Here is a 25,925-nt window from a genome sequence, read left to right as displayed (position 1 = left end):
CACGGGGTGAGGCAAGGCGGCCCGAACAGAAGAGGGGCCCCAGGATCGCCTGGGGCCCCTCTCTGCTATCCGCTGGGCAGCGGGCAGCATCGGCTCCGCGGCCGTACGAGACGACTACCGGGTGGTGTCGTCCCGCAGCGCCTCGAACCGTGCCTCGCACAGCGGCAACAGATGGAGCTCTGCGGGTAACGGGCGTACAGCGCCTGAATCTCAGCCATCGCATGTTGCAGCGGGCTCGGGTGCTCAGCCTGCCGCGTGGAAGGCCGCGAGGCGCTTATTGGGAGTCGCGGGCCTTGAGAACGGCGGGAGCCCGCCGTACGGCCTCCTGCGCCATGGCCCGCACCATGCGGATGCCGAGGACGTCAGCGACCTGGCGAATGGTGCAGTCGGCGAACATGCCCAGCTCCGGCCAGTCGGCCTTGGCGGCGGCGATCTGTTCGTCGGTGAGGCGGTCGATGGTCCACGCCGACGGGGCGGCGTTGTCGATGACCCAGCGCTTAGACAGCTCGGCGTCGATCGTGGCGAAGTCCTCCACGATCTTGGCGGCGAGGTCGTCCCGCTCCTCCATCAGCTCGACGTCCCACGCGAGGCCCTTGCCCCTGCGCTCCTCGGAGGCGTGCCGCGCAAGGCTGGTCTTCCACGCCTCGACGTTGCTCCGCAGGTTGGCGAGCGGGCCGTTCAGGTCGGGCCTCTGGTACACGGTGGTGTCCCTTCGTTCGGGTCGGTGACGGGGTGCTCTCCCCGCCGGTGGGGCCGGGGCCCCCAGGGTGGACGCCCCGGAAGACCGGGGGATCAGGCGGTCAGCGTCAGGAGCTGCCGGTGATCGGGGAGGGAGTTCAGCAGACGGTTCCGCCACGCCAGGGCGTACCGCGGGCAGTTCCCGCAGTGCTGATGCGTGCACCCGGGCATCGGGGCCCGCTTGGTGGCGTTCAGGCTCCACGCCAGGGAGTCGGACGAGTAGAGCAGGTGGGAGGTCTCGCGCAGGCCCGTGACCTTGAAGCCGAACCCGTGCAGGCGGATGCCCATGGACCACAGGGTCTCGATGATGCGTACGGCCTCGTTCGTGGTCTGCCGACGGCACACAGAGCCGATGCCGACGACCGGCTCAAGGGTGAGGTCGACACCGGCCTGCTCGTACAGGTCCACACAGCGCAGGTAGTCATCGAGGGTGAAGCCCTGGAGCACGGGCATCCACGGCAGATCCGCGTCCAAGCTCAGGAGATTGAGGAAGGACGCCACGGTCTTGTACTGGTGGCGCTCCACCGTCAGGCCGGTCTTCGTCAGGATCTCGTCCTCGCACATCCAGTCCTGAATGGCGCAGACGTCCATCATGCCGATCTCGTCGTAGTACCGGCGCGCCGCCGCGGCGTACTCGTACGGGCTGACGGTCCACTGCCCGTACTTCGACAGCTCCGTGAAGCCGCCGGAGTCCAGCATCCACGGGGTGACGGCCCGCGGCAGGGTCTTGCGGCCGGAGAGACGGTGGTTCGCAACGCACAGGGGGACGCAGTCCTCGCCGAACTCCGGCCGGGCGAGCCACGACGGCTGATGCGTGCCCAGGTACGTCACGCGGTCGACGTCGTCGTACGAGCGGCGCCCGGGGTTCGTCGGGGCGGCCGGTCGCATGGCTGCACTGTCCGCGGAAGTCGCGGGGAGGTCGAAGAGGACGGCAGAAGACACGCGTGTTCCTTCGTTCGGGCTTCGTTGGCGGTGCTCTCCGCCAACAACACACACAATACAGCAATGAGACCCACGGGGAAGGGGACCCCCCGAAAACGGGGGCCCCAACCGGACGGCCCCCGCAACGCTCAGCGGCGCTCAGCTCTCAACGTCGGCCCATCGCACGGTCGTCGTCCCGTCGTCCTCCACGACTCGGATCGAGGCCGTCACAACCGCCGTCACCGACTGCCCGTCGCTCACCGTCGTGGCGTCCGGGCCGATCGGCCACGGCGTCCGGTCGAGCTTCAACCGGACCGTCCGCGGCGTACCGCCCGACAACGTGGCCTCCACGACGTCACCGGCCTTCAACTCCGGCAATCCCCTACGCCCTTGCACCCGCCGCACCAGGTTGACCATCTGGAACGGCGCGACACCGACGCCGGCCAGCCTGCGCACCCAGTCGTCCCCGAGGGACGCCAGGTCCGGGTGCCGCTCGACCAAGTCCGCAATCTCCCCGTCCGACAGCTCCCGACCAGGCTGCCACGCTCGAGGCGCCCGCTTGCTGGCCGTGGCCACGACGTCGAGCCCGATGAACATGTCCGCCAAGTGCCAGCCCGCGGTCGCACGCGCCTCGATGGCCTTCACCGCCTCCCACGTCTCCACCCCGTGAGGGAGCGGGGCGCGCACCTCAGCGGCCTTCTCGCGCATCGCCTCCAGCTCCTTGTCCAGGTCCATCGGCTCCGTACGCGGGTTCTCGGTCATCGTCATCTCTCCGTCGTCGGATCGGTGGGTGTCATCTTGCAGGGGTGGTTCAGCAGGGGTGAAGCTCAGCGGCCGGCGCCCACGTGCCGGGGCTGAGCGGCATGGACCAGGCGAGCGGCGTGACGCGCACGGTGCCGTCCGTGAACAGCCAACTGCCGACCTGCACACGCTCGTCCGGACGGCCTTCTCGCCTCCAGACGGCCGTGGAGCCGATGGGCAGACGGGCGGTGAGCGCGGGAGCTGTCAGCGGCATCCCCACCAGCTTCCGGCCGCGCTCAGTGATGTACGGGTAGGCGTTGGTCATCCAGTGGTCGGTGGGCCCAGCGATCCGGCCGTCATGGCTCTGGAAGACCACCAGGCCGTCACGGTGAAGCCCCTGCCCGTCCCGATGGTTCAGCCCGTGCACCGCCCCGGTCTCGGGGTTCGCGCGCCGCAGCTGCCTGTACCGGTCGAACGGGATGAGCGCGGCCCGCCCCTGGAGAGTGAGGAACCGGCTGCCAGTCTCCTCGTCGGTGCGCGCCCACGTCTCCGGTATCGACTCCAGCACGCGCGCGGACACCACACCGTCGGGCAGACGCCCCCCGGCGTCGACACCGGCGAGCAGGGCCTTCCGCTGGCTCGGCGTCATCTTCGTGATGGCGTAGCTGTAGAGCAGGTGGGTCTCGGACACGGTTCGTTCTCCCCGAAGGAACAGGCGCAGGTCTGACAGGGGCGGGATCAGGCGGCGAGGTCGTACTGCTTGCGCAGCATCGACAGACGGTCGAGGTACCGCGCGGTCGTGGCCTTGCCGACGTACCTGGCCATCGCCGTACCGGCCGGCGGGCGAGCCGCGGGCCCCTCCTGCTCCTCCAGCTCCGCCGCGCGCCGGATGATCTCCCGCATCGACAGACCGTGTTTGAAGTCGGCCCCGACGATGGCTTCCGTCCGGGCGTAGGCCGCGGCCGCCACCGGCTCACGCCGCGCGGCGTTCACCAAGTCGCCGATGCACCCGAGGACACAGAACATGCAGCTCAGGCTTTACCGGACCAAAGAGCACGATCAGGAACGCCAGTCCCTGATCGTGTGTCCGCCTATGCGCTAAGCCAAAAATGTTCAGCGTTCAATTTGCACAGTATGTTCAGGTAGTCCGCTGCGGCAGCCCCTTGGCTGACTTCTCCCACTGCTCTCGGAGGTCGCTGGCGAAGAAGTCATATGCGCATGGATGCTCCATCTTCTTGAGAGTGAGAACTAGCCCCTCATGATGCGTGCTATATAGGAGAACGGGCTGGACGCGAAGCTGAGATTGACTGTCGGCCGGGCTCGCGCCGGTAGGCGCAATGTCGCCATCAATCATGACGCCTGTAAATCCAGGCATCCTTTCCATGTGCCCGACGTGAAGCCCTCGGGATGCCGCGAAATTGTTTTCGATGATTCGAATGGAATTCCATATGTCCTCCCCTACGGGGTGCCCCTGTTCTCGGGCTATGACGAGCGGAAGGTCCGGGGATGACGGATCCAAAAGCAAGAGATAGACATGCACACCCTGTCCGAGTAGCCGATGGATCATCTTCCTATTGCTGTCCAATGTGCGGTAAAGACTTGGGCCGGATATGGCCACCTGAAATTGAGCCCTTGCGTAAAAGTCGCTAGGGGGGAGTAGGTGGGCGTCGTCGTTGCGGTCCTCGATGTCGACTAGACCCATCTTCTCAATGGTGACCGCCATCGTCTCGCCCCTAGCGTTGGGAGCATTGAGAGCGTCAGGCGTCCGCGCTTCATAGTCCGAAATCTGCTCGAGCGCCGCTCGAAAACCGCTGGGATCGGCGTAACGCTCACCACGCCTAGTGGCGCATCCTACGTGCTCTAGCCTTACGGCCAATTTGTTCAGTGCTTGTGAGATGCTCTCACTGTCTCCGTTTATGCGGACCTCATTGAGACCGGCGAAATCACTTATGGCTCTCAGGGAGCCAACATGGACGATTAGCGTCCGACCTCTCTCCGCTTTAAATGCCATACCTGCTTCGAGTAGGACGTTCTGTCGAGGTTGGCCAGTAGGCTCTGCTTCGTAGTTCGGATCCGATGGCTTTCGAAGGAAATCACGCAGATAAGCGTCGTCATCGGGAGTCATCAGGACAACTACTGCCTGCATGTCGTCAAAGAGTTTCTCCACGACTTCGTGGGTGAAGGCTGTTCCCGGTTGCTTGGCTGTCGCATGCTCCCACTCTTGGGGTTCCAGCCCCAAGGCGGAAAGAAAATTGAAGATGGCAGTAGTAGCCTGCTGGTTTCGCCCGTGGACAACAGCCACAGCCCTAGGATTCACAGTCATATCAAGGCCCCACGAGGGTTCAGTGAGATCCAAGCTGTCTTCTCTCAGTGTGCGCCTACGTTCAGCGCGGTCGCATCTTGATGAAGAACACAAGAAAACCTGGGCGTATGGGGCCTTGCGCCCGAGCTCGAGACGACTACCCAGTCGGCGTCCCGGATCAGCTCGTCGGGGACGGTCGTCGACGGCTTCAAGGGCACGGAGGGGTGCACGGCCCGCTTCTTCCGCTTCGCCTTCGCGGGCGCGGTGCCTGCAGGGGTCTCCTGCGGGGTCTGGACGGCGGGGAGGTCGAACAGGGTGGCGGTCTGCATGGCGAGCGTCCTGGGGGCGTGAGGCGGGCGGAGAGGGGCCGTTGGGGGCCAGGGCGCGCGATGGCCACGCCCCGGCGGAGTACGGGCGGCTACCGGCGCTGCGGGCGGCCCATGCGCTCCTCGCAGGGAAGCATCGAGCGGTCGACCGGCGGGAACGGGACGGGACGCCCGTACGCCCCGAAGCGCAACGCGGTCTCCCCCCGCGTCACGCGCGTCTTGAGCCACGGCGTGGAACGGCGCTCCCCGTACCGGTACGAGCGGGCGAGGCAGGCACGGGCGGCGCTGACGGTGGGGTTCGTCGAGCGGACGCCGGCGGGGCGGGGACGGCGGTCGGCCCAGCGGGGGGAGCGGGCCTTGCGGGCACGGTGGGCGCGGATCGTGGCGTGCATGGTGAAGTCCTCTAGGTGAGTGGAGCAGGCGGGAGGGGGCCGCGGGGCCGGGGCACGGGCGCGCCCCGGCCAGGGACGAGCGGGTCAGTCCCGTCGCCGGGCGTAGTTGTGGAAGTCGTCTCCACCGGCGAACTCGGCGGGTTCCGTGGCCAGGGCGCAGACCCACATGCCGATCGGGCCGGGCGAGTCCTGCTCGCCGCTGAGCCACTGATGGACGGTCAGCTCAACTTCATGCAGACCGGTCTTCGTCTCGGCGTAGAACTCGGAGTTGCCGCCGTAGCCGTACTCGTCGAAGTAGTCCCACACGCACACCAGGCGCGGGCCGCCAGCATCGCGAATGAGGCCGAACACGGCGTTGATGTCCTCGGCGGTGTAGCCGTCGGCGAACTGGCCGTGCAGTTCGGCAAGCTCGGCGGGGACGGACACCTCGACGGCCCAGGTGGCGAGCTTGTTGCCCTGGACGGTCCACACGTCCTCTCGGTCGGTCACCCAACCCTTGCCGGGCTCCCACTTGTCGGTACGCAGGAAGGAGAGGGGGACATGCTTCGCCTCGCGGACCTCGTCCATGTTCAGGACGGTGCCGACCCAGCAGTACACAGTCAGGCCCTGGCGCTCCACGGTCGTCAGGTTGTCCAGCCGGACGCGCATCCCGTGCTCGGAGACGATGTCCCCCTTCACGAGCTGGCTGGAGTCCTTGAGGGTGGTCTGCGGCGTGTTCGCGGTCTCGGTGCTGCTGTTCATGGGCGTGCTGCTCCTCGGAGTGGTGCGGTGATTTGGGGGAGGGTGCCGGGGCACGGCGCGTAGGGTCGCGCCCCGGCGAGAGAGGGACCGGACCGGTCAGATGACGTCGGTGACGTCGAAGAAGTGGGCCAGGCCGCCCATGAACCGCTTCGGGGAGAGGCACAGACCCGGGGTCGGGCGGGCGAACTCGTCCCGTACGGCGTCCTCGTACGCCTTCTCCGCGATCGCGCGCGCCCCGTGGTCGGTGGCCCAGTAGCGGGCGGTCGACCAGTAGTCGACGCCGTAGCGGGTCTGCTGGGTGACGGGGTCGATGTACTCGACGCACCGGATGATCACGACCGCGTCGCCGTCCGCGTCGTTGATGACGGACTCGCGCAGGCCCTTGCCGCCCAGGATGTTGAAGCGGTAGGCGTCAGCCTGTTCGCGCGGGGTGTCAGTGGTGGCGTCGGAGTGCAGGACGGTGCGCATCGGCCCGTACTGCACGGTGAGCTGCGGCATGGGCTTCACAGCCAGGGCAGCGTTCATTGCGGTGTTCCTTCCTTCGGGCTGTTGGCGGTGCTCTCCGCCAACACCTCAGAGAGTACAGCAATAAGACTCCCGTGTGTAGTAGCCCCAGGGAAGATGGAGGGAACGAGGTTCGGGAGTCGCGTTGCTGAGCCGAAGGGTCACGCGATGAGCATGACGCCGCCGATGGTCTTCGCCCGTCGGACGACGACACCGCCTGTACGGCGCGGTGGGGTCGGTTCCGGCAACTCCCGCAGCGGCGTGCCCACGGTCCCATCTCGGCCCGTCAGTTGCGTGAACCGCTCCTCGAACTTCGGTCGCTGCTTGTCGTGCACCCTGGCCGGCGCCGCCACCAGGTACGCGGATGCCGTTTGGGTAGCTGTCGCCTGCGGTCAGGTAGTGCGCCCGATAGATACCGGAGTGCTCGCCCTGCTCCAGCGTCATGCCGTGCTCGCCGGCCAGGGCCCGCACGTGCGCCTCCGCCTCCGCCCGGCTCCCCTCGAACACAGTGCGCACCGACCGCCACGCCTGCCCCTTCGCCGTCTTCCCCCAGCACCCCTCCGGGCCGGAGCACCAGGGCGCGAAGTCCCCGGCCGGGTGATCGGCGCGGCACGTCTCGGTACGAGGCTCACGGCACCACCAGCGCGGCTTCCGGCACGTCCTGCCGTGCCACTGGCGGCAGTCGTCCGTACGGGCCGCGAAGTACATCCTGCGCACCTCGTACACCGCGTACGGGGTCTGCTGGTGCCGTCCTCCGTGAGCCGCTTCCGCAACGACTTCGTGCCGTACAGGGCGACGCGCTCGTTCAGAGACTGGGAGACGTACTCCATGCGCAACACGTCGGCCGCGATGTGCGGATGGGCCCTCAGCCGCTCCTCGTGCGTGTCCCTGGAGGCACAGACGCCACTGAAAGGGCACAGCAGTAGGACTTACGGATCTTCTCGCCGAGCCGCTCGAGGACGTACGCCTCCACGGCGGCCCGCTTCATGCGCGCGTGGATCAGCGGGTAGTACGGCTCGCAGATCGTCCGGCCGGCCTCGGCGTTCAGCTCCCGCTGAATGGCGGTGTCCTTGTCCGCCCGGTCCATCTCCCCGGCGTGGTAGCCGATGACCCGCCGGAACGACGACATGCCGAACTCGGCGGCCGCTCGCGCGTCCAGGCACCAGCCTTTGAACTTGACGGAGCTCCTCTGCACCAAGTCAAGGAGAACCTCCGAGGTCTTGGTGCGCCGGGAGCAGCGGAGACCGCCGATGACGCGACGACGGCAGGGACGGAGGCTCCGTCCCTGCCGTCGCGCTGCCCTTATGGAACTGGCGGACCGGCCGGACCGTTGGTCGGCACTGAGCCAGCGGCAGGCGCAGGCTGGGATGCCGCACCATTCATGGCCTCCCGGAGGCCACGGAAGGCGCCGCTGACCCCCGAGCCGATCAGGCTTGCCTCCGACGCGGTGACAGGCCGACCGAGGAACTTGGCAACCACCACCACCATCGGTGGGATGAGTGCGACTGCGACCCAGGCGTGCCCACTCTGGGCCAGCCAAACGGTGGCCAGGAGCAACGCGATCAGTGCGAGAAAGCCCATCGCAGTTTCGAAGCGCTGTTGCTTCCGCTCATCTGCCCGCTGCGCCCGTTCGTGCTCGCGCTGCTCGCGAGCGTTCCATGCCTCGAGCAACGCGGCTTTGCCTGCTCCGTCCAAGTCCGTCCGCTGCAGCACGAGCTGATAGATGTCCCGAAGATCTTGATCCCTCTGGCCTCGGTTCATCGGCCCGACCCCCCAAGTCGGCCCAGGTCTCGTGGGACCTCCCCAGCTCGCAGACTGCGTGCCAGCTCGGCGACGATCCCTCGCTGCCGGCTCCGGGCAGCCTCTCGGCGCCCGATTCGGTGCGCGATATACCTGGATGCGACTGCGGCGACGACGCTGCCCGTCGTGGCAGCAATAGACAGGGCGTCCAGCACGGACGACACGAACTCACCCCCGTTGTATGCGTATTGATGCGGAAGCGACTGCACCCTCACCAGTAGAGCACGACGCTCGGACATCCCTCCGGCCTCGCCGGTCGCCTTGCCTAGGATCCGGCGACGTTCACCCGCTCGGGTGACGAGTGCCGGGCAGGCCAAGCAGGACTGTGGTTCTGGCGGCGGTCCGGGCCGCGTCGGCTTGTTTGGTGCGGACGAAGGTCAAGGTCATGTCGATGCCCTCAATCTCGCCCAGCCACTGCTCCTCCTCGGCTCGCTTGCGACGGAGAACCAGGTCCCTCTCGATCTCGGCCAGCACGGCGAGGAACATCAGCAGGAGCGCTGTACTGTCCGCGCCGAGCCCGTACGACAAGACCGTGATGCCGAACCGGCGGAACGTGGCAGGCGCGGCCGCGGGCGCCGCAGCGGGGGCGGGCAGGTCGAACAGGGCAGGGGCAGACACGGGCATTCCTCCGGGAGATCCGGCGACGGCCGGGCGGGGCAGGGAGCTGCGAGGGAGGGAGCGTCAGCGGGGCCCGAACACGCGGGCCATCAGGGGCTGGAGGGACCGACGACGGCCACAGCGCTCGTACACCCGGACCATCGCGGCGACGTCCGCCGGGTCCGGCGCCTGGCTCCACCGGACGCTGAGGACCACGTACTCACCCGAGTCCGGCCGGTCCAGACGGAGGTACGCCCCGCCCAGGTCGGACTTCCACAGCATCCAGACGTGATCCGTCTCGGAGCTGCGCTCGAACTCCCCGGTGACCATCGGCGACGGCAGACCCGTCAGGCGGGCCACCTCGTCGGTGAACGACTCAAACGTGTACCGGGGCGACGGCTGAGCGGGCAGGTGGGACTGGAGCCAGAACGGCAGCGGCATGGGGGCTGGAACCTTCCTCCGAGCGGCGAACAGACCACCGGCGGGCCGGACGCCGAGAGAGCGGGAAAAGCGCTGGCAGACCGGGTTTTGGGACTTTTGGGACCGTCCACACACGCGCGCGTGCGCGTATGGGGTGCGCCGCGCCGCCCACGGTCGATGGGCGGCGCGGCCGGCCGGGGCGGTCAGAAGGTGCAGGTACCGGCGAGCGCGCGACGGTCCTTGGACGCGATGGAGGCGCAGCCCCGGACGCGGAGGTCGCCGGCCTGCGGGTAGTCGCGCCACCAGCGGGCGTCCGCGTCCCAACCGGACTCGCCGACGATGAACCCGTAGAAGGTGCCGCCGTCGAACTTGCGGTACAGCCACAGGCCGTGGGCGTGGTCAACCTCGGCGGCGACGGGCGAGGCGAGCACGGCGTCGAAGATCGTGCGGACCGTGGTAGCCACCCAGGAGTCGGCGGGGTGCGCGTCGGACTCGAAGAAGATGCCGCGGGCGTTCGGGTCGATGCCCTGGAGGGCGGCGACGGCGAGGGGGCGGGCGACGGCGTCGGGGATGACGGCGTAGGCGCGGCCCATGTTGTCGGTGGTCACGGTGACGTCGGTGACGGCGAGCGTGGGGGCGGCGGTGACAGTGGCCATGGTGTTCCTTCGTTCGGGCGTCCCGGTGCTCTCCGGGACTGGTGAGGGGGCGGTGCGCCCTGGGCCTGCACCGGGCGGGCCGGTGAGGGGCACCGCCCGCCGGGGGGACGGCGGGCCGGTGCGGTCGAGGGGGCGGCTACACGCCCTGCTGGCCGAGCCACTTGTCGAGCATGGCCTCGCTGGTGCTGCCCTGGTGTGCGGCGGCGTACGCGGCGGAGCGGTCTCCGGCGATCACGATGCACAGCTCCCCGGCCTCCACCACCGCGGCGAGGCCGTGCAGTTCCTCGAGCAGTGCGTCGTAGTCCTCATCCCGGGCGAGGGTGACGCGGTAGACCTTCGACTTCTCGGTGCCCGGGTAGGCGACGACGGCCAAGAAGAACAGGAGCTGCGGGGTCTTGTTGAGGGACACGGGCATTGTGGCGTTCCTTCGGTCGGGCGGGCCCCGGTTGCTCTCCGGGGCTGCGGGGTGAACCCGCTAGGACGACAGTACAGCAATGCGACTCTGGCGCAACTGGGAACCCGCAAGAAACCGTAAACGCGCTGGTGAAATAGTGCCCGGCACACCTGTGCAGTCTCATGGCTGTACTTCCTACGGGGGTCCTGCTACGTTCTGGAGCCCCGCCACCCGGCGGCCCGGGGAGAGCACCCCGGGGAAGCCCGAACGAAGGAACACGTCCATGCGCCTGTCCCGCCTGCTCCGTCGCCCTCGTCCCGCCGCGATCCTGGCCGCTGGCCTGACGATCGCCACCCTCGGACTCCTCGGCTCGTGCACCGGCGCCGACCCACACGCCGCGCCCCGGCCGGCCCGCACCGTCACCATCACGCCGCCCGCCGAAGACGACACCGTGGCCACGTACAACGCCGGTTGGAAGGCAGGCGTGGCCGCCCTCGGCGACAGCACCAAGCCCACGTACCCGAACATCATCGGCGACGCCAACGACCCGGGCACCGTCGCGTGGGCAGACGGCTGGATCGACGGGCAGGCCGATGCCCTCGGCGACGACAACCGTGACGGCCGGATCGAAGAGGACGAGAGCGGGTGGAACTGCCACCGCATGGGCAACCGCGTGTGCGGCCCGCAGTTCGACGCAAGCACCCCCCAGCGCTGACCTAGACACCCCACCGACCCGCCGGGGCGCACCGCCTGCGCCCCGGCACCGCCCGAGCACCGACAGGAGAGACCGCAGTGACCGCCAACCCCCAGGGCCGCGACTGGAGCCGCATGGCGCGCGCCGACTTCGACGACTCCGCCCCGCTCGCCCTGGTCGACGCCCGCGCCGTCAGCCGCGCCGTGCCCGCCGTCGCGCACTCCAACGGGACCGATGCTCTGTTCGGGGAGGACCCGACGCCCGCGCGCCCCGCCCGCACCCGCAGGCCGGCCACACCGTCCACCGAGGACACCGGCACCCTCTTCTAGCCAGTGAGAGCAGTGCAGCCGTGAGACTAGCGGCGCGCGCCAACAGCTCCCGCGCGCGCCGTTCCACCTGGAAAAACTTCGATCAGTTCCCGTGGACTTGCTCCCCTTGCGAGTCTCATTGCTGTATTGTGTGTGTTGTTGGCGGAGAGCACCGCCAACAGCCCGAACGAAGGAACACCGCAATGGCTTCTGTCACCGCCCGCCGCATCCTCCGCGACCGCGTCCACGCCCACCGCGCCGCCTCCGCCGCCCGCCGCGAAGTTGCCCGCGCCGCCCGCCGCGTCCGCAACTCCGCCCGCTCCCTGGCCACGCACGTCATCGCCACCGGCGCCGACCGCGCGACCGTCAAGGGCGTCGTCAACGCCCTCCAGGGCGTTGCCAAGACCGCCCGGACCAACGGCCTAAAGGGCAAGCGGGCCCGCATCCGCCGCACCGCCCAGGGCTTCAAGCGCCACGCCGTCACCGCCTACCGGTACACCCGCGCCCAGGTCGCCCAGATCGCCGCGCAGTACAAGCCGCGCAAGGCCGAGTACAAGGCCGTCCGCGCCGCGCTGATCGCCGCCTCAGCGACCCCCTGACCGCCGGGGCGCGGCCCTTCCGCCCGCCGCGCCCCGGCCCCCACCTCACCAAGCACCGGAGACGGAGACACCCATGCCCGCGCTGCCCAACGCCCTCGCCGCCGCCCACCGCGCCCGCACCATCGCCGCCATCGCCCGCACCCGCGCCACCTCCACCACCGTCGTCCTCGACGACACCGGCCGCGCCGCGCTCACCCAGATCGCCGAACTGCTCGACACCGCCGCGCACTCGCTGGAGACCGAGGAACCCAGCACCGTGGACGGCATCGTGATCACGAACACCATGGACTGGGACGCCTCGTACGCGCTGATCACCGCCTGCCACATCGCCGCCGCCAACCCCGCGATCGGCTTCCCGCCCCACTTCACGCAGTACGTCACCGCGCCGGTCTTCGGCAACGACATCGAGCTGCCCCCGTCGCTGCTCCCCGGCGGCCCCGTGCTGATCGCCCAGGAAGGCGACCTGTTCGCCCGACTCCTCGCCCTGCACGGCCACTACCTCGCCATCACCGTCCCGCAGGAAGACCCGGAGAGCATCACCGCCGCGCTCGAAGCCGCGTTCACCCTGCACTGGAAGCACGCCCGCCTCGCTGAGGCCGTGGCCGTCGACGCTGCCCGCCCGTGCAAGCAGCCCACCGTCGAGCCCGCGCCGCTCGACCTCACCGGCCTCACCCCGTACACCGTCGGCGTCATCCGGCTCGCCGAGAGCAAGGGACTCCACCCGACCTGGGCCGGTCCCGGCTACCGCAACGTCACCCGCCGGATCAGCCTCAATGCGGGCGGCCAGCACGGCACGTTCGGCACCATCCACATCGGCCGGAGAAGCGGCAAGGTGCTCCGCATCGAGCTGATCCACGGCAACGACGGCACTCCCACGCGCGCTGAGGGCGCCAAGGCCGCCCGTGCGCTCCTCAAGGCCGCGCACGTCCACGCCTGCCCCGACGACTGCACCGCCCCCTCCACGGCCACCTGCCGCCCGTAGGCGCCCCCGCTGCGCGGGACGCGACGCAAGCCGCCCCCGCCCGGCCCACGGTCACACCCCCCGCTGCGCCCCGGGGCCCGGACGTACGAGCCGCCCCGGGGCGCGACGCAAGCACCACTCGCATGACCAGATCACCCGGCCGGAGAGCACCGCGCCGGACCCGCCCGAACGAAGGAACACCCCAGTGACCCTGTCCGCCGTCACCCCCGCCGAGATCGCTGCCCCGCTCGCCGCGCTTCTGCCCGCCCGCCGGGGCGCCCGCTGGACGGTCGGCCCGGCCCCGTACGGCATCCGCAACAACGTCCCCACGTCCCGGCTCACGAACGGCCGTCGCGCCCTGATCGTCGCCGAGGAAGCGGGACGCATCGAGGTCTTCGCCGACCGGCCCGGCGCGTTCGCCGTCACCCCCGACGTGGTGGTCGACGCGACCGACCCGGCGCCCGCCCTCACCCTCGCCGCGCGCGTGCTGCGTTCCGTCCTCCCCGCCCTTGACGCCGACGAGATCCGGGAGACCGCCCGCGCGAAGGGTTGGGACCAGGTCCTCTCCGACCGCGCGACGGAGCTGCTGGAAGTCGGCTTCTCGCTCATCGACCACGGCGCCCATGCCGTTCCGGCTGAGGGCGTGAACGGGCCCGGCCTGATGTGGACGGCCGACAGCGGCGGCACCTGGGGCCTGTGGGTGTACGGCCTGAACCGGAACCTCGTGCTGACGTACGACGGGCCCGTGCGTGGCCTGTACGGCTTCCTGCCGGTCGTCGTCACCCCGTACGCCGGACACGCCGAAGACCACGCCGGGAGCGCCTTCACCCGGAACCTCACCGACCGGCTTCCGCAGCTCCGCCCGGTCGACGACGGCGAGGTCCAGTTCGGCGCTCGCCGAGAGCCCTCCGGCTGGATCGCGCTCCCCACCGCCGACGAGCCGACCGACCGCGCCGACGACGACCGGCGCGTGGTCGCCGAGATCAGCGGTATCGGCGTCGACCTGCTGCTCACCACCGTCGCGTACCTGGTCTGACCCCCTCCCGCCCGGCCGCGCTCCCGGACTGCTCCCGGGGGCGCGGCCCCCTCGAAAGGCCCTTGCCATGACCCCGATCGCCACCGCCCCCGCCCGCCCCGGCTGCCCCGCCCAGACCCTCGCCGGACGCATCGCCGCCTTCCTCCCGGAGCGGGCCGGCATTCCGTGGACTGTCGAGCCCTACGACGCGTGGTGGACCGCCCGGTACCCCGCCGCCCGCCTCGTTCAGGGTGGCCGCGCCCTGGTCCTGGTCGCGCGCACCTGGGACACGCAGATCGGCTGGCAGCTCCCCGACCGCGAGCCGACCCGGCCCGATCTCCAGCTCGAGAGCGTTAGTCCGGCCGTCATCGCGCGGGAGGTGCTGCGCCTGGTCCTGCCCGTCCTCGACGACGAGGCCGCCGGACGCGCCGCCGCCGACGGACCGCGCGTGATGGGGCGGCTGGAGCTGCTTGACGAGATCGGGCACGCGATGCGTCTGCAGGGCGTGGCGACGTACAACCGGATCGGTCTCCTGGCGAACACGTCCACCCTGGCGTGGGGTGCGCCGTCCGGCGCCCGGTACTCCGTCACCCTGCACGGCACGAACCCCGTGGCCGACGTCCAGATACAGGGCCCGGTGCGCGCCGTCGAGAAGGCCGTGACCTACTTCCTGCCCCCGGCCGCCGACGGGCGCCCCGAGATCCCCCGCGTCCGCGGACGTCTGCAGCGCCGCCTGGCCGCCGTCCTCGCCCGGCACGGGCACGTCGAGCAGACCGAGCAGGGCGGACTCGCGTTCAGCACCGGCCGCGGCCCCGGGCCGTACGGGTACGCCGCGCCCGCCCTCGACCCCGTGTCCCGCGCGCACGACACGACCCCGGCGTCCGTCGACCTCCACGGCCTCGGCGCGGACTTCCTGATCTCCCTCGCCCCGCAGCTCTGCCGCTGACCGCCCGGCGTCCCGAGGCCGGCCTCGGGACGGACCCCACCCCTGGAAGGACACACCACGTTGTCTGAGTTCACCGTGATCGCAACGAACTTGGCCACCGGTCAGAAGTTCACGCTCACCGGCAGCGGAGACGAGACCGCCGATCGCGTAATGGAACGCGCCGCTCGGGAGGGGGACCTTCCTGGCGTCGACGGCGGGCTGCCGACCAGCCTCATGTGGACGGAAGTCGTCGACGGGTATGAGTGGCGCCGCCTGCCCAAGTCTGGCCACCGCCCCGGCGAGGACCCGCTGCCCGCCGAGCGCCTGGAGGAGATCCGCGCCGCGGCCGACTCGTCGCCAGAGCTGCGCGACCTGCTCGGTGAGCTGGACCGCATCCGCCCCCTGTTCGACTCCACACTCGAGGCGAACGGCGTCCTCCTGGACCAGTGGGCCCGGTACGCGGGCGTGGCCCCGCACCCGTTCCTCGGCGTGTTCTGCCGTACGTGCCGCACGGAGGTGAAGCCCGGCGAGGAGGGATGCCCGCGGCACGACCCGACGGTGATCGGGCGCGCCCTGTACCGGATGCACGAGGAGAACCGGACGCTCCTGGACGAGGAGGAGGCGGGCCGCCGCGCGGTCGCGATGCTGGACGCCGCTCTGCCGCTGCTCGCCGCGGTGCTGAACCCGGTGGTGGACCACAAGGAGGGGTGCCGCCCGCACGACTGCCGGTGTGGCTGCGACCGTCGGCAGACCTGCCAGGACTGCTACCGGTGCGTGTGCTGGCGGTCGGAGTGCTGCGCGGAGAAGGCGATCCGGTGGCGTGCCGAGATGGATTGGGAGCGGCTGAGCGCCGAGGCCGGCCTCGGGGCCGAGGGGTCCGCCGAGGAGGGTCCGCGGTGCGCGGTGTGCCTGACCCCGATCGCCGAGCACGCCGGGCGGCACTGCCAGACCAGCCCGACTGCCTGAGCGGTGTGCCCGGCCCCAGACTGCTCGCCCGGGGCCAGGCGCACCGCCACGGCATTGGAGTGCAGCCGTGCGAGTTCACCCGGGTTTTTCCCTGCTCCCGCGGCACGCGAGTCTCATTGCTGTATTGTGCGTGGCGTTGGTGGAGAGCAGCCACCAACGAAGCCCGAACGAAGGACACCGCAGATGAGGGACCTGCCCGCCAAGGTCAAGACCGCAATCCACGTCGCCACGCTCGCCCGCAAGGCCGGTCTGCCCATCCCCGCCAAGGTCCGCCCGATCCTCGAAGAGGCCGCCGCCCCGTGGCCCGCCGAGTGGCTGCTCGCCCCTCTCCCCGGCGACCCGATCCGCGTCGTCGAGCTGTTCGCGGGCCCCGGCGGCTGGTCCGAGGGCATCGCCGCCGTCCTCGGCGTGGCCGTCGACTCCGTCGGCGTCGACATCTCCGAAGACGCCTGCGCCACCGCCCGCGCCGCCGGTCACCGCCGCATCTGCGCCGACATCACCACCCTGGACCCCGAGCACATCGCCCTGCGCCACACCCGCGCGGTCATCATCAGCCCGCCGTGCCCGACCTTCTCTCCGGCGGGCAAGCTCTCCGGCCTGGAGCAGGGCAACATCCAGCTCCTGTGCGACGCCATCGCCTACGTCGGCGAGGCCGCCGGGTTCATCCCCATGGAGTGGCACCACAACGACTACGACGACGAATGCGGCTGCGACCCCGACGCCCCGGACGGAAAGGGATGCCACGGCGACGGCTTCGCCCCGCGCTCCGGCGCCACCTGGGACGAGGTCCGCGAGATGGCCGCCGACGTCAGCGACCCTCGCATCGCCCTGATGCTGGAGGTCGTCATCTGGCCCCTCGCCCTGCAGGCCGCCGGTGCGCCCATCCAGTGGATGGCCATGGAGCAGTCCAGCAACCTGCCCGAGGAGATCCTCGACGACCTGTCGTGCGAGTTTTCCTGCGCCGAGTGGTTCTACACCAACCGCGAGATCCTGGAGGCCGCCGACTACGGCCTGCCCTCCCGCCGCAAGCGCGTCTACATGATCGCCTCCCGCCGCTACACCCCCACCGTCACCCGCCGCATCCGCCCGCTCCCCGCCACGACCATGGCCCAGGCCCTCGGCTGGCAGCCCGGCGAGCGCGTCAACACCCGCGGCAACCGCCCCGTCGACCCGAAGACCGGCCGCGCCAAGGGCGGCAACAGCTTCTCCGCCGACGGCCCGTCCTGGTGCCTCACCGGCAAGTCCCGCACCTGGAAGCGCGAGAGCGACGGCTACCGGCTCACCGAGGCGGAGGCCGGTCTCCTCGTCGGGTTCCGCCGCTCCTACCCATGGCAGGGCAGCCGCACTAGCGCCTTCCAGCAGGCCGCCGACGTCGTCTCACCGGTCATGGCCGCCATCGTCCTGTCCGGCATGTTCGGCGCCCTCGGCGAGGCTCTGATCCGTGACTACCTCGCCCAGCTCTACGACATGGACGACATGCTCAGTCCAGACGACTACGAGCTGATCGGCTAACCCCCAGCGCGCCCGGCCCCCGCCCCCGCGGAGGCCGGGCGTTGTCGTTGGCTCGAACTAGGCTCCGAACCATGAGCACCCCTGCCCCTGCCCCCGTCACGGAGGACACCAGCGCCCCCCCGGCCGGCCGCGACCGAACCGGCCCCGTTCGACCCGCACGACTTCCCCGCCGACCTGCGCGCCGCCCAGCGCACGGCCGCCGAGCTGTACGCCGCGCCCCACGCCCACCAGAAGACCCTTCCATGGTCCCGTGAGCCACGCCCGCGCTGGACGGAGGAGACGGAGCGGGGACGGGAGCGCCGCGGGCGGCCGCGTCGCCCGGCTGGACACCCGAGGAGGCTGCCGAGTACGACCGGTTGTTCGAGGCCCCTACGGGAGGCCACCGCCGCCGTGCAGTGCCACCCATGGTGGGAGCACTGCAAGAAGGAAGGGATCAAGGGCGCTGACCTGGTCGCCGCCCGGCGGGCACTCAAGCACGCCAAAGGCGTCGTTCCCCTGGTCCGCGACGACGTCGACGTCGCCGCCTGATCAGCTACCTGCCGTCGAACGCCCTTGCGGCCCCCTCTGCGCCCGGCGAGGCCGCGCCTGCGGTATTCCCTCTGCCGTGTCGGGGCGCCGGTAAGAACCGTGTCGCCAGCCGCAAACGACGGCCACGCACGGGCTGACCACGCTCGCCGATTCACCCGAAACGATCCCTTGTCGGGCGACCCGTCGTTTCCCCCTCTAGGTTTTGGTCATGGACAGGGAGCCGCCGCCGTTGCCACAGCCGGGGTCTGGTCGGCGGCGCCACAAGATCAAGACCTCCCTGTACAAGTGGTGGTACCGCCCTCTCTTCATCTGGTTCAGGAAGAGTGCCTTCTGGGCCTTCCTGTTCAGCACGGTTCTGTACCTGCTGACGGCCTGGTCCCTTGATTCGTTGGATTGCGCAGCCCAGTTCATGATCGGATACCTGAATCCGTTCAATCCGCCTCTGTCGCTTAACCCTGGCCAGCAAGCACTGGTCATCGCGCTCCGCGTCGTCGGTTGGCTTCTGGTCCCTGCGACAGTGGGCGCAACAGCCGGTCTCGTGTCTGCGGAACTGATGAGGCGCTATTTCAACCAGCCTCACCCGGCGGAATCTCAAGGAGGCCCGCCCAGTGAGTGACGTTTTCGCCATGCGGGGGTGGCCGGACGAACTTCTGATCTGCCAACTCTTCTACGAGATTCACGAATGGGATGATGACCGCACGCAGGACCACTTCCTGAAGATCTTTTACAAGCTGCTCTGGCAGGTGAAGACCGTCTACGACGCTGCCGACCGCGACGCCACGTGCAGGCGCGAGGTTCTCAGCTTCATCGACAAGGTAATCTTCGGCTCCTCGCGCGGAAAGTGCCCGTTCTGTAGCTGAGCAGTACCGTGGAGGTGTGGTGCAGTTGAAGCCGAAGTCCAAGAGCCGCGAGCCCCTTACGCCTGAGGAGAAGAACAAGGTCGAGGGGCTACTTGGCGATCCGGAGACGCGTGCCATGTTCGCCGCTGCGCGCCCTGGAGCCTCCGACGAAGAGCTTCGCGAAGTCGCTGAGGATTTCGTACGAGACGTTACTGAGAGGAATGCCGCAGCGACGGGAAGTGCGGCCGACTGATCGAGCTTGACCTTCGGACGCCAAGACGTCCCCCCTTGCTCGGGTCGGCCTCCTCGATACTCACCTGGTGAAACCGCCGCAAGATCACCGCCGTTTGCGGCTGGTGACAGCGTTCTTACCGGCTCACCCGTATCCCATCGGTGTTCCTGGACGGCGCCGAGCCGCTTCCGTGTGCTTTCCGCAACCCGGGCTGCGGCCACTGGTACGTGCGGATCGTGACCATTGTGTCGCCGCGTAGGTCCACCTCGACCTGGTAGCGCACGCTGCCGTCCGCCCAGTTCTGCCGCGCCATGACCCGCGCGGACCGCCAGGCCCCGGCCGACCACACCTTCAGCGACGGACGATCGGCGTTCGGCCACGTCCACACCTCTGGCTTGGGCCCGTCCTCGGGGCGCCACGGGCGGGCCGCTTCTGGCTCCGGGATCGTGCTCATGCCTCCGACTGTAGACGGCACGCTCCGGGCGCCTGCCAGGCAGGACGCGACGCAAGCCCTTCCTGGCCTCCACCATCCGCGGCCTCATCTCTCCACCTGGAAGGCCGCGCCGTGAAGCCCAAGCCCCCGTCCGACGACCGCCAGTCTCGCCTGATCATCTCCGTGGCGGTCGGTGTGATCGTGCTCGCCCTGGTGATCCTGGTTGCGCTCCTGGTCGACCACGCCGTCGACGACGACAGCGACAGCAGCCCCGGCCGCTGCGCCCCCGCCCTCGCGGGCACCGTGGACCCCGTGACGTGCCAGCCGTACGGCGGGATACCCGCGGGCACGACCAACTCCTCGAAGACCGGCAGCACCGCTAGGAAGCCCGCCGTGCCCGCGCCGAAGGCGCCCGCTGCCAAGGCCCCGGCTGCCCCGAAGGCCCCGGCTCCTGCGGCACCGAAGGCGCCCGCAGCCCCGCCGCGGATCTCCCTGGGCAAGCGGTGACCGCCCGCGAGTGCGGGTGGCACCTCGGCCTCTGCACCGGATGCGAGCTGTGCCCCACCCCTCAGCCAGCCAGCGCACGACACAAGCCCCTCGTGGCGGACACCGTCCGCGGGCCCAGTTCCCGTACGGAAGGACCCGCCGTGTCAGACCCCGCCCCCTGCAGCTCCCCGTGTTCGGCTGCGCTGGACCCCGCCGAGCTCATCTCGGACGGCACCTGCCGCACCTGCGTGCGCTACAGCCGCGCGATCCTGGCCCTGCTCCTGGTCAACCTCCTCGTCACGGTCGTGTTCGGCGTGCTCGGTGTTGTCCGGGACGGCTCGTCGGCGAAGTCCGACCCGAAGCCGTCGCCCACCGCAACGCGTACGCCGAGCCCCAGCGCCCCGACTCCGTCCGGCGGCTCAACGTCCGGCGGCTCGACGCCAACCCCGACCATGCCCTCGGACCCGACCGACGGGGCGTGCAACATCTTCGACCCCGAGTGCCCCGGCACCACGGGCGGCAGCTCCGGCGGTAGCGAGGCGTAGCCCCTCACCCGCTCCACCCGCGCCCCGGTCGCACGACTCCGCGACCGGGGCGCAGCCGTACCCGGCACCCCGCGGCCGGCCAGGCGGTGACCCCGGCCCGGTGCGGTCGTTGGTCCTGGTGGCGCGGGCTGTTGTTTGCCTCCCCGTGAACGCCGCGCCCGCGGGGCCCCACGTCATGGCGCCGATCGGGGCCCCGCGAGGGACACGTGATCGACGTCTCAACGCCTGACCTGCGGTTTCCCCGGACGTAAGCCCTCCGCGGCCGGCACGGTGCGCCGTCACCCGGGACACGTCCCGCGGCCGCCGCCCGGCGGCCCCCTGACCTGGGCAGACGGGAGGACATGTGCAGCCACACGTCACACAGGCACTCGATTGCTGGTACGGGGCATGGGAGCTTCACCAGGAGACCGCTCAGGAAGCCTTCACCGCGGCGTTCCCCGCCCTGAACCCCGCCGACCGCTGCCAGTGCTTCGGGCCGACGCTGCGCTGGGTGACGCCCGGAGAGGGGCAGGGGAAGGTGTGCCTCGACGACCACGGGCGCGCCACGATCGAGTTCGAGAACGTCCCGAAGGAGGCCGTGGGCGCCGCCATGACGGAGTGCTGGGGCGCCGACTGGTTCGACGAGGGTCCCGGCGGGTTCGCTGAGGCGGAGCCCGGCCAGTACCACTACGAGGACGAGCAGACCTACAGCGAGTACGAGTTCGACGTGAACGCCGACGGCACCGTCACGTTCGGGATCTCCTACGTGAAGGTCGACGACATCGTGACGATGCTCGACGCGCTCGAGCGGGCGCTTTCCGGATACCGCACCGCCTGACCGGGGGAAGCGAGGGAGACGCGACCGCGGCCGCCGGATTCACTATCAGGAGTGCCGCGAACCGGCGGGGCGGCGTGGAGAGGGGTTTCTCCACGCCGCCCCGCCCCTCAGATCATCAGAGGTTGACCTCGACCTTGATCTGCAGACACGTTCCGGCGGTGATGAGCGGGCCGCCGACGAAGGGGAAGCCGGTGAAGCACAGGGCGACCCCGGAGCCGACGCAGAGAGCGGAGAATCCGAGCTGACACCAGCCGAACGCCCCCTCGGAACGCCTCCTGCTCACGGAGACGATGGGCTGGTGCTGTGCCGGATCTGCTGGGGTACCGTCGTTGGTAGTCAGGATGGACCACCTCTTTCCTGTAGGCGCAGGCCCAGGGCAGTTCTGCTTGCCGGCTCTCTGCCCGGGGCCTGCGGGACTTCTACGGCTGGAGGGTTCCAGCTCGTGAGATCCATGGTGCGCGGGCTTGACAGGCCCTCGGGGTACACTGGGCTACGGATTGATCCGCATGCGTTGAGTCTCAGGTAAATAGAGCTGAAACCAGATAGATGACAACTGGACTAGTAACCCGACATGCGGATCAATCGGTAGCGGATAAACCGTAGCAGTTTTTTTTGAGGAGGCCGGGGCTGTGGCCCACGAGAGGGACGGCAAGGTCGAGGTCCGCATGGAGCAACTGGCGGCCTTGATGGGGAACGATCTCCCGGAGGCGGTCAGGAAGACTCGCGAGATCTACGAGCGCGGCAGGAAGCCGCAGACCGTGCGCGTGCGGCGGTCCTTCGTGCGGCTGGAGAAGTTCGGCGGGACAGTCGAGGACGAACGCAAGCCGCTGCCTCGGTCCGAGCGGCCTTTCTCGGCACAGATGATCACACCCAAGGGGCTCACCCTGAAGCTCTACCTCGTGATGCTGTTCGCTGCGCAGTGCGAGGCGACGATCGGGAAGGAGTGGCCCCAGCCGTATCCGATCGAGCCGGACGCCCGGACGACCGACTCGTGGGAGGGCTTGGTGGCGACCGTCGCCAAGTACGCCGGTCCCGGCGTTCAGGCGTCCTCGGTCCGCACGAACAAGCTGAGGCAGATCACCCAGGCGATGAAGACGCTGGAGGGGATGAAGCTGCTCAGGTCGGCGACCGGGACCAAGGGGCAGGTCAGCCGCGGTGTCCTGCTCCTGTGCGAGAACGGGAAAAGCAAGGACACCGGCGCCGCGAGCATCCCGTACACGGTGCCGGCGGATGACGAGCACTTCCTTGAGATCCCCGTGGGGTTCTTCACCAACGGCTGGATCTACGCGCTCACCAACAGCGAGATCGCGGCCTTGTTGATGTGGTTCGACGTCCTGAAGTTCGACGGCATGCAGGTGAAGCCCGAGGGCGGGACCCCGATGACCCTCGGCTTCGTGCTGAGCAACGTACGCCACGGCTTCTACGGCCTCGGCCGGGACGCGTACGAGACGCATAGGCCGCTGGAGGCCTTCGGGATCCTTGAGGTCCACCGTCACTGGAAGCGGTACGACAGCGGCAAGTGGATGGAGTTCAAGGAGGACAGCAGCGACATGGTGTGCCACCGAGTGATGCTCCGGGACGGCGCCTTCGACAGGGAGGCGGGGGAAGTCGTGCAGGAGGTGCTCCGGCGACGTGACGCCACCAACGAGTGGCGGCAGCCCATGAGCGGGTTTCTACAGCCTCGAAGGCCGTAAGAACCCGCCAGGACAGAGTTTCACGCGCGTCTGATCGCGACGTAAGCCTCCTCGGCGGCCCATGGTCCCGCCTCGCTCCAGCCGTCCTCCCGTGGCCGCCGCTCCTGGCCGGCCCGACGAGCCGGGGCAGGACGGACGAACCTCGTGGCGGCAACGAACCTCGCCCCCGCCGGGCAGGAAGCCCTGATACCCGTGGAGGAGCTGACAGGCCCCGAGCCGGTCGTGTACTGCGCCGACGCCCTCGAGCACCTTCGGACGCTCCCGGACGCCTCCGTGGACGCGATCGTGACCGATCCGCCGTACGAGCTGGGGTTCCTCGGGAAGGCGTGGGACGCCTCCGGCATCGCGTACAGCGTGGACATGTGGGCGGAGTGCCTGCGCGTCCTCAAGCCGGGCGGGCACCTGGCAGCGTTCGGCGCGACCCGCACATACCACCGCATGGCCGTGGCCGTCGAGGACGCCGGTTTCGAGATCCGTGACTCCCTGCACTGGCTGTACGGCACCGGCTTCCCCAAGGGCCAGGACGTCGGGAAGCTGATCGACCGGCGCCGCGACGACCGCCCCGCCCGCCGCCGGTTCACCGCCGAGTTCGCCGCGCTCCGCGACTCCGTCGGCTGGACGAACCCGCAGATCGACGCCCTGTTCGGCTTCAACGGTATGGCGCAGCACTGGACGACGCAGACCAAGACCGCCGCCGTCCCGACCGTCGAACAGTGGGAGCAGTTGAAGGCGGAGATGGGGTTCGAGGCCCCGTTCAGCGTCGAGAACCTGGTGCACGAGCTGAACGGGCGGAAGAACGCGCCCGGGGAGGCGTGGGATGACCGGGAGGTCATCGGCAAGGGGCACCGGAAACGGGGCGGTTCCGGGGTGTTTCCGCAGCTCCAGTCCGACACGTTCGACGTGACCGTGCCAGCGACCGCCGCGGCCGTCCGCTGGGACGGCTGGAACACCGCCCTCAAGCCCAGCCATGAGCCGATCGTCCTGGCGCGGAAGACGCTCGAGGGCACGGTCGCCTCCAACGTCCTGGCGTACGGGACCGGGGCGATGAACACCGCGGCGTGCAAGACCCCGCCCGGCGACCCGGAGGGGCGTTGGCCGACCAACGTTCTGCTGTCGCACGCGTGGGCCGTCGACGAGGCGGGATGGATCGTCGACGGCTGCGCGGACGGCTGCCCGGTTGCCGACCTGGACGGCCAGTCGGGGCGGCTTACCTCTGGGGCGAACCCGCGGCGCCGCAACGCCGACAAGTTCCGCGACGTCTACGGCGACTTCAAGGGCCAGACTGCGTGCAAGCCGGTCCGGGGCGCGGACTCCGGCGGCGCCTCCCGCTTCTACCCGGCGTTCCGCTACCAGGCCAAGGCCCCCACCAGCGAGCGGCCGCGCCTGCCGGACGGCACCGTGCACCCCACGGTGAAGCCGGTCGCGCTGATGCGGTGGCTGGTCCGGCTGCTCACCGCGCCCGGCGGACTCGTCCTGGACCCGTTCGCCGGTACTGGCACGACGCTCGAGGCTGCCCGGCTGGAGGGCTTCGACTCCATGGGTGTGGAGGCCAAGGCCGAGTACGCCGAGCTGTGCCGCCTCCGGCTGCGCCGCGACGCCCGCGGGTAGGGCGCGACGCAAGGCTCGTCGGCGCTCCACTCTCCCCGCCTCGCCCAGGGCGTGCCCGACTAGGACCGCGACTCAGCGGTCCGGCGCCCGGGGCAGACGAGGAGACCAGTGTTGTGGCACGACGACGGACTGGCCCCACCGACGTGGTGAAAGCGATCGTCTACGACCGGGACGGCGGCGCCTGCGTGCGCTGCGGGACACGGGAGGACCTGACCATCCACCACCGCGTGAACCGCGGCATGGGCGGCGCCCGCGAGGAGTACATCAACCAGGCCCACAACCTCCTGACCGCGTGCACGACGTGCAACGGCTGGTTCGAGGACCACCCCCGGGAGTCGTACGAGGCCGGGTGGAAGGTCCGCCGGCCGGAGCTGCCCGACAAGGTCCTGGTGCGCTACCCCGACGGCCGCGAGTACCGGCTCACCCCTGACGGTGTTCGCTCCACGACCGTGGCGACCGCCCGATGAGGCGCCTCGGGCGGCTCTGGCGACGGCAGTGCTCCTCCTGGGCGCTCTCCTCGGTCGGTCTCCGCTGCCAGCGGCGCGCCGGGCACGACGAGCCGCACGGTGCGTCGTACTCCGCGCGCTCGACCATGCACCACTCCTGGGCGGACGGCGCCGACTTCTTCGGGTACCGGTGGCTGCCCGGCACGATCCGCTACCGGCCGACCTTGACCCGCTCCCGCGCGTTCCGCGTCGGTGAGTGGACCGTGTCCGTGCTGCTCGCCCTCCTGCTGTGGTGGGCGGTGTCCCTGGTCACGGCCATCGTGTTCCTCATCGGTGAGCTGTGGCTGTCCGTGCGGCGGCCGCACTTCGTCGACGTCGGCCGGTTCACCGCCGGTGTGTTCTTCGTCAGCCGCAAGAACTCCCCGCCGTCCTTCGCGGTCGGCTTCACCCGGTACGGGCCGGAGGCCGACGCCAGGCGTAGCGGTCTGCAGGTCAGCATCGGGCGCCGCTCGCTGATGGTCTGCGCTCTGCTCCCGCGCGACGAGTGGGCCGACTACAAGCGGCGGAACGCCGAACGTGAGGCCCGCCGGAAGGACAGCGCCCGGTGAGCCCTCGGATCACGATGCAGACCCGGGTGCGGCGGCCGCGCGGGCTGCGCTTTGGTCCGGTGCTGCTGTGGGCTGTGCGCATACCGAACGGCCCGAACCTCGGCGTAGGGCGGATCGCGGTCACGGACACGCCCCGCGACCCAGCCCCCGGCCAGACACTGGCACGAGACGGGCAAG

Annotated in this window: 37 protein-coding genes; 19 read left to right on the top strand and 18 right to left on the bottom strand. The window is 69.9% G+C overall.

Features of this window, described 5'->3' with window-relative positions; all coding sequences use genetic code 11:
• Window positions 1-274: 274 nt before the first annotated feature.
• The 16 genes from ACFY1J_RS05580 to ACFY1J_RS05505 form a co-directional block, all read right to left on the bottom strand.
• The gene (locus tag ACFY1J_RS05580; protein ID WP_390730727.1) at window positions 275-700 is read right to left on the bottom strand and encodes a hypothetical protein; all 426 of its coding nucleotides are present in this window, start codon (window positions 698-700) and stop codon (window positions 275-277) included.
• Window positions 701-792: 92 nt separating this feature from the next.
• The gene (locus ACFY1J_RS05575; RefSeq protein WP_390730726.1) at window positions 793-1,680 is read right to left on the bottom strand and encodes a hypothetical protein; all 888 of its coding nucleotides are present in this window, start codon (window positions 1,678-1,680) and stop codon (window positions 793-795) included.
• 138 nt (window positions 1,681-1,818) lie between these two features.
• Window positions 1,819-2,421, bottom strand: a complete 603-nt coding sequence (locus ACFY1J_RS05570; RefSeq protein ID WP_390730725.1) for a hypothetical protein — start codon at window positions 2,419-2,421, stop codon at window positions 1,819-1,821.
• A 49-nt stretch (window positions 2,422-2,470) separates the two neighbouring features.
• Window positions 2,471-3,091, bottom strand: a complete 621-nt coding sequence (locus ACFY1J_RS05565; protein ID WP_390730724.1) for a hypothetical protein — start codon at window positions 3,089-3,091, stop codon at window positions 2,471-2,473.
• 47 nt (window positions 3,092-3,138) lie between these two features.
• The gene (locus tag ACFY1J_RS05560; protein ID WP_390730723.1) at window positions 3,139-3,426 is read right to left on the bottom strand and encodes a hypothetical protein; all 288 of its coding nucleotides are present in this window, start codon (window positions 3,424-3,426) and stop codon (window positions 3,139-3,141) included.
• 112 nt (window positions 3,427-3,538) lie between these two features.
• A complete protein-coding gene (locus ACFY1J_RS05555) occupies window positions 3,539-4,756 on the bottom strand; it encodes a TIR domain-containing protein (RefSeq protein WP_390730722.1) in 1,218 nt (405 codons plus the stop codon).
• Between the two features lie 11 nt (window positions 4,757-4,767).
• Window positions 4,768-5,031 carry a hypothetical protein gene (locus ACFY1J_RS05550; protein ID WP_390730721.1) on the bottom strand — a complete coding sequence of 88 codons (264 nt, stop codon included), beginning with the start codon at window positions 5,029-5,031 and terminating at the stop codon, window positions 4,768-4,770.
• Between the two features lie 89 nt (window positions 5,032-5,120).
• On the bottom strand, window positions 5,121-5,420 hold the full coding sequence (locus ACFY1J_RS05545) for a hypothetical protein (RefSeq protein ID WP_390730720.1): 300 nt from the start codon (window positions 5,418-5,420) through the stop codon (window positions 5,121-5,123).
• Window positions 5,421-5,504: 84 nt separating this feature from the next.
• Complete coding sequence (locus ACFY1J_RS05540; protein ID WP_390730719.1) at window positions 5,505-6,161, bottom strand: hypothetical protein; 657 nt, start codon at window positions 6,159-6,161, stop codon at window positions 5,505-5,507.
• A gap of 96 nt (window positions 6,162-6,257) precedes the next feature.
• Window positions 6,258-6,686: a hypothetical protein gene (locus tag ACFY1J_RS05535; protein WP_390730718.1), complete on the bottom strand. Its 429-nt coding sequence runs from the start codon at window positions 6,684-6,686 to the stop codon at window positions 6,258-6,260.
• Window positions 6,687-7,530: 844 nt separating this feature from the next.
• Window positions 7,531-7,860 carry a hypothetical protein gene (locus tag ACFY1J_RS05530; RefSeq protein ID WP_390730717.1) on the bottom strand — a complete coding sequence of 110 codons (330 nt, stop codon included), beginning with the start codon at window positions 7,858-7,860 and terminating at the stop codon, window positions 7,531-7,533.
• Between the two features lie 107 nt (window positions 7,861-7,967).
• The gene (locus ACFY1J_RS05525) at window positions 7,968-8,426 is read right to left on the bottom strand and encodes a hypothetical protein (protein WP_390730716.1); all 459 of its coding nucleotides are present in this window, start codon (window positions 8,424-8,426) and stop codon (window positions 7,968-7,970) included.
• 321 nt (window positions 8,427-8,747) lie between these two features.
• Entirely contained in the window at window positions 8,748-9,083 is a 336-nt protein-coding gene (locus ACFY1J_RS05520) for a hypothetical protein (protein WP_390730715.1), read from the bottom strand.
• Between the two features lie 63 nt (window positions 9,084-9,146).
• Window positions 9,147-9,503, bottom strand: coding sequence for a hypothetical protein (locus ACFY1J_RS05515; protein ID WP_390730714.1), 357 nt, complete (start codon window positions 9,501-9,503; stop codon window positions 9,147-9,149).
• A gap of 182 nt (window positions 9,504-9,685) precedes the next feature.
• The gene (locus ACFY1J_RS05510) at window positions 9,686-10,138 is read right to left on the bottom strand and encodes a hypothetical protein (RefSeq protein ID WP_390730713.1); all 453 of its coding nucleotides are present in this window, start codon (window positions 10,136-10,138) and stop codon (window positions 9,686-9,688) included.
• Window positions 10,139-10,274: 136 nt separating this feature from the next.
• Entirely contained in the window at window positions 10,275-10,553 is a 279-nt protein-coding gene (locus ACFY1J_RS05505; protein ID WP_390730712.1) for a hypothetical protein, read from the bottom strand.
• 262 nt (window positions 10,554-10,815) lie between these two features.
• Between ACFY1J_RS05505 and ACFY1J_RS05500 the strand changes: the two genes are divergently transcribed.
• The 12 genes from ACFY1J_RS05500 (at window position 10,816) to ACFY1J_RS05445 (ending at window position 19,132) form a co-directional block, all read left to right on the top strand.
• Window positions 10,816-11,247, top strand: a complete 432-nt coding sequence (locus ACFY1J_RS05500) for a hypothetical protein (protein ID WP_390730711.1) — start codon at window positions 10,816-10,818, stop codon at window positions 11,245-11,247.
• Window positions 11,248-11,324: 77 nt separating this feature from the next.
• A complete protein-coding gene (locus ACFY1J_RS05495; protein ID WP_390730710.1) occupies window positions 11,325-11,555 on the top strand; it encodes a hypothetical protein in 231 nt (76 codons plus the stop codon).
• Window positions 11,556-11,737: 182 nt separating this feature from the next.
• A complete protein-coding gene (locus tag ACFY1J_RS05490; protein ID WP_390730709.1) occupies window positions 11,738-12,133 on the top strand; it encodes a hypothetical protein in 396 nt (131 codons plus the stop codon).
• Window positions 12,134-12,206: 73 nt separating this feature from the next.
• Window positions 12,207-13,115 carry a hypothetical protein gene (locus ACFY1J_RS05485; protein WP_390730708.1) on the top strand — a complete coding sequence of 303 codons (909 nt, stop codon included), beginning with the start codon at window positions 12,207-12,209 and terminating at the stop codon, window positions 13,113-13,115.
• Window positions 13,116-13,299: 184 nt separating this feature from the next.
• The gene (locus tag ACFY1J_RS05480) at window positions 13,300-14,130 is read left to right on the top strand and encodes a hypothetical protein (RefSeq protein WP_390730707.1); all 831 of its coding nucleotides are present in this window, start codon (window positions 13,300-13,302) and stop codon (window positions 14,128-14,130) included.
• Window positions 14,131-14,197: 67 nt separating this feature from the next.
• Window positions 14,198-15,055, top strand: a complete 858-nt coding sequence (locus ACFY1J_RS05475; RefSeq protein ID WP_390730706.1) for a hypothetical protein — start codon at window positions 14,198-14,200, stop codon at window positions 15,053-15,055.
• Window positions 15,056-15,115: 60 nt separating this feature from the next.
• Window positions 15,116-16,000, top strand: a complete 885-nt coding sequence (locus ACFY1J_RS05470) for a hypothetical protein (RefSeq protein ID WP_390730705.1) — start codon at window positions 15,116-15,118, stop codon at window positions 15,998-16,000.
• 183 nt (window positions 16,001-16,183) lie between these two features.
• Entirely contained in the window at window positions 16,184-17,512 is a 1,329-nt protein-coding gene (locus ACFY1J_RS05465) for a DNA cytosine methyltransferase (protein ID WP_390730704.1), read from the top strand.
• A 390-nt stretch (window positions 17,513-17,902) separates the two neighbouring features.
• Complete coding sequence (locus ACFY1J_RS05460; protein WP_390730703.1) at window positions 17,903-18,040, top strand: hypothetical protein; 138 nt, start codon at window positions 17,903-17,905, stop codon at window positions 18,038-18,040.
• 208 nt (window positions 18,041-18,248) lie between these two features.
• The gene (locus ACFY1J_RS05455; RefSeq protein WP_390730702.1) at window positions 18,249-18,656 is read left to right on the top strand and encodes a hypothetical protein; all 408 of its coding nucleotides are present in this window, start codon (window positions 18,249-18,251) and stop codon (window positions 18,654-18,656) included.
• Window positions 18,649-18,900 (top strand): hypothetical protein, encoded by a 252-nt coding sequence (locus ACFY1J_RS05450; RefSeq protein ID WP_390730701.1) that lies wholly within the window; start codon window positions 18,649-18,651, stop codon window positions 18,898-18,900. The genes ACFY1J_RS05455 and ACFY1J_RS05450 overlap by 8 nt, the downstream gene beginning before the upstream one ends.
• A 16-nt stretch (window positions 18,901-18,916) precedes the next feature.
• A complete protein-coding gene (locus ACFY1J_RS05445) occupies window positions 18,917-19,132 on the top strand; it encodes a hypothetical protein (protein ID WP_390730700.1) in 216 nt (71 codons plus the stop codon).
• Between the two features lie 115 nt (window positions 19,133-19,247).
• Here the strand turns inward: ACFY1J_RS05445 and ACFY1J_RS05440 are convergent, their stop codons facing one another.
• On the bottom strand, window positions 19,248-19,565 hold the full coding sequence (locus tag ACFY1J_RS05440; RefSeq protein WP_390730699.1) for a hypothetical protein: 318 nt from the start codon (window positions 19,563-19,565) through the stop codon (window positions 19,248-19,250).
• 111 nt (window positions 19,566-19,676) lie between these two features.
• On the opposite strand from ACFY1J_RS05440, the gene ACFY1J_RS05435 reads away from it, so the two are divergent.
• The 3 genes from ACFY1J_RS05435 to ACFY1J_RS05425 all read left to right on the top strand — a co-directional run bounded on the left by ACFY1J_RS05435 (window position 19,677) and on the right by ACFY1J_RS05425 (window position 21,392).
• Complete coding sequence (locus ACFY1J_RS05435; protein WP_390730698.1) at window positions 19,677-20,051, top strand: hypothetical protein; 375 nt, start codon at window positions 19,677-19,679, stop codon at window positions 20,049-20,051.
• A 140-nt stretch (window positions 20,052-20,191) separates the two neighbouring features.
• A complete protein-coding gene (locus tag ACFY1J_RS05430) occupies window positions 20,192-20,575 on the top strand; it encodes a hypothetical protein (RefSeq protein ID WP_390730697.1) in 384 nt (127 codons plus the stop codon).
• Window positions 20,576-20,918: 343 nt separating this feature from the next.
• Window positions 20,919-21,392, top strand: coding sequence for a hypothetical protein (locus tag ACFY1J_RS05425; RefSeq protein ID WP_390730696.1), 474 nt, complete (start codon window positions 20,919-20,921; stop codon window positions 21,390-21,392).
• A 115-nt stretch (window positions 21,393-21,507) separates the two neighbouring features.
• On the opposite strand, the gene ACFY1J_RS05420 is transcribed toward ACFY1J_RS05425, so the two are convergent.
• Window positions 21,508-21,675 carry a hypothetical protein gene (locus ACFY1J_RS05420; RefSeq protein WP_390730695.1) on the bottom strand — a complete coding sequence of 56 codons (168 nt, stop codon included), beginning with the start codon at window positions 21,673-21,675 and terminating at the stop codon, window positions 21,508-21,510.
• Between the two features lie 346 nt (window positions 21,676-22,021).
• On the opposite strand from ACFY1J_RS05420, the gene ACFY1J_RS05415 reads away from it, so the two are divergent.
• The 4 genes from ACFY1J_RS05415 (at window position 22,022) to ACFY1J_RS05400 (ending at window position 25,748) form a co-directional block, all read left to right on the top strand.
• Complete coding sequence (locus tag ACFY1J_RS05415; RefSeq protein WP_390730694.1) at window positions 22,022-23,086, top strand: hypothetical protein; 1,065 nt, start codon at window positions 22,022-22,024, stop codon at window positions 23,084-23,086.
• A 144-nt stretch (window positions 23,087-23,230) separates the two neighbouring features.
• Window positions 23,231-24,694 (top strand): DNA-methyltransferase, encoded by a 1,464-nt coding sequence (locus ACFY1J_RS05410; RefSeq protein WP_390730693.1) that lies wholly within the window; start codon window positions 23,231-23,233, stop codon window positions 24,692-24,694.
• A gap of 113 nt (window positions 24,695-24,807) precedes the next feature.
• Complete coding sequence (locus tag ACFY1J_RS05405; RefSeq protein ID WP_390730692.1) at window positions 24,808-25,161, top strand: HNH endonuclease; 354 nt, start codon at window positions 24,808-24,810, stop codon at window positions 25,159-25,161.
• A complete protein-coding gene (locus ACFY1J_RS05400) occupies window positions 25,158-25,748 on the top strand; it encodes a hypothetical protein (RefSeq protein ID WP_390730691.1) in 591 nt (196 codons plus the stop codon). Before ACFY1J_RS05405 ends, ACFY1J_RS05400 begins: the two co-directional genes overlap by 4 nt.
• Window positions 25,749-25,925: the final 177 nt, after the last annotated feature.

Source organism: Streptomyces sp. NPDC001406 (assembly GCF_042895285.1).
GTDB lineage: Bacteria > Actinomycetota > Actinomycetes > Streptomycetales > Streptomycetaceae > Streptomyces.
The sequence above is the reverse complement of the archived record's forward strand: the minus strand, read 5'-3'. Positions and strand labels throughout refer to the sequence as shown.

Coding starts and splice junctions, on each gene's coding strand:
- ACFY1J_RS05570 (WP_390730725.1), bottom strand. CDS start 2,421: ATGACCGAGAACCCGCGTACGGAGCCGATGGACCTGGACAAGGAGCTG.
- ACFY1J_RS05560 (WP_390730723.1), bottom strand. CDS start 3,426: ATGTTCTGTGTCCTCGGGTGCATCGGCGACTTGGTGAACGCCGCGCGG.
- ACFY1J_RS05550 (WP_390730721.1), bottom strand. CDS start 5,031: ATGCAGACCGCCACCCTGTTCGACCTCCCCGCCGTCCAGACCCCGCAG.
- ACFY1J_RS05545 (WP_390730720.1), bottom strand. CDS start 5,420: ATGCACGCCACGATCCGCGCCCACCGTGCCCGCAAGGCCCGCTCCCCC.
- ACFY1J_RS05540 (WP_390730719.1), bottom strand. CDS start 6,161: ATGAACAGCAGCACCGAGACCGCGAACACGCCGCAGACCACCCTCAAG.
- ACFY1J_RS05535 (WP_390730718.1), bottom strand. CDS start 6,686: ATGAACGCTGCCCTGGCTGTGAAGCCCATGCCGCAGCTCACCGTGCAG.
- ACFY1J_RS05525 (WP_390730716.1), bottom strand. CDS start 8,426: ATGAACCGAGGCCAGAGGGATCAAGATCTTCGGGACATCTATCAGCTC.
- ACFY1J_RS05515 (WP_390730714.1), bottom strand. CDS start 9,503: ATGCCGCTGCCGTTCTGGCTCCAGTCCCACCTGCCCGCTCAGCCGTCG.
- ACFY1J_RS05510 (WP_390730713.1), bottom strand. CDS start 10,138: ATGGCCACTGTCACCGCCGCCCCCACGCTCGCCGTCACCGACGTCACC.
- ACFY1J_RS05505 (WP_390730712.1), bottom strand. CDS start 10,553: ATGCCCGTGTCCCTCAACAAGACCCCGCAGCTCCTGTTCTTCTTGGCC.
- ACFY1J_RS05500 (WP_390730711.1), top strand. CDS start 10,816: ATGCGCCTGTCCCGCCTGCTCCGTCGCCCTCGTCCCGCCGCGATCCTG.
- ACFY1J_RS05490 (WP_390730709.1), top strand. CDS start 11,738: ATGGCTTCTGTCACCGCCCGCCGCATCCTCCGCGACCGCGTCCACGCC.
- ACFY1J_RS05485 (WP_390730708.1), top strand. CDS start 12,207: ATGCCCGCGCTGCCCAACGCCCTCGCCGCCGCCCACCGCGCCCGCACC.
- ACFY1J_RS05475 (WP_390730706.1), top strand. CDS start 14,198: ATGACCCCGATCGCCACCGCCCCCGCCCGCCCCGGCTGCCCCGCCCAG.
- ACFY1J_RS05465 (WP_390730704.1), top strand. CDS start 16,184: ATGAGGGACCTGCCCGCCAAGGTCAAGACCGCAATCCACGTCGCCACG.
- ACFY1J_RS05455 (WP_390730702.1), top strand. CDS start 18,249: ATGGACAGGGAGCCGCCGCCGTTGCCACAGCCGGGGTCTGGTCGGCGG.
- ACFY1J_RS05440 (WP_390730699.1), bottom strand. CDS start 19,565: ATGAGCACGATCCCGGAGCCAGAAGCGGCCCGCCCGTGGCGCCCCGAG.
- ACFY1J_RS05400 (WP_390730691.1), top strand. CDS start 25,158: ATGAGGCGCCTCGGGCGGCTCTGGCGACGGCAGTGCTCCTCCTGGGCG.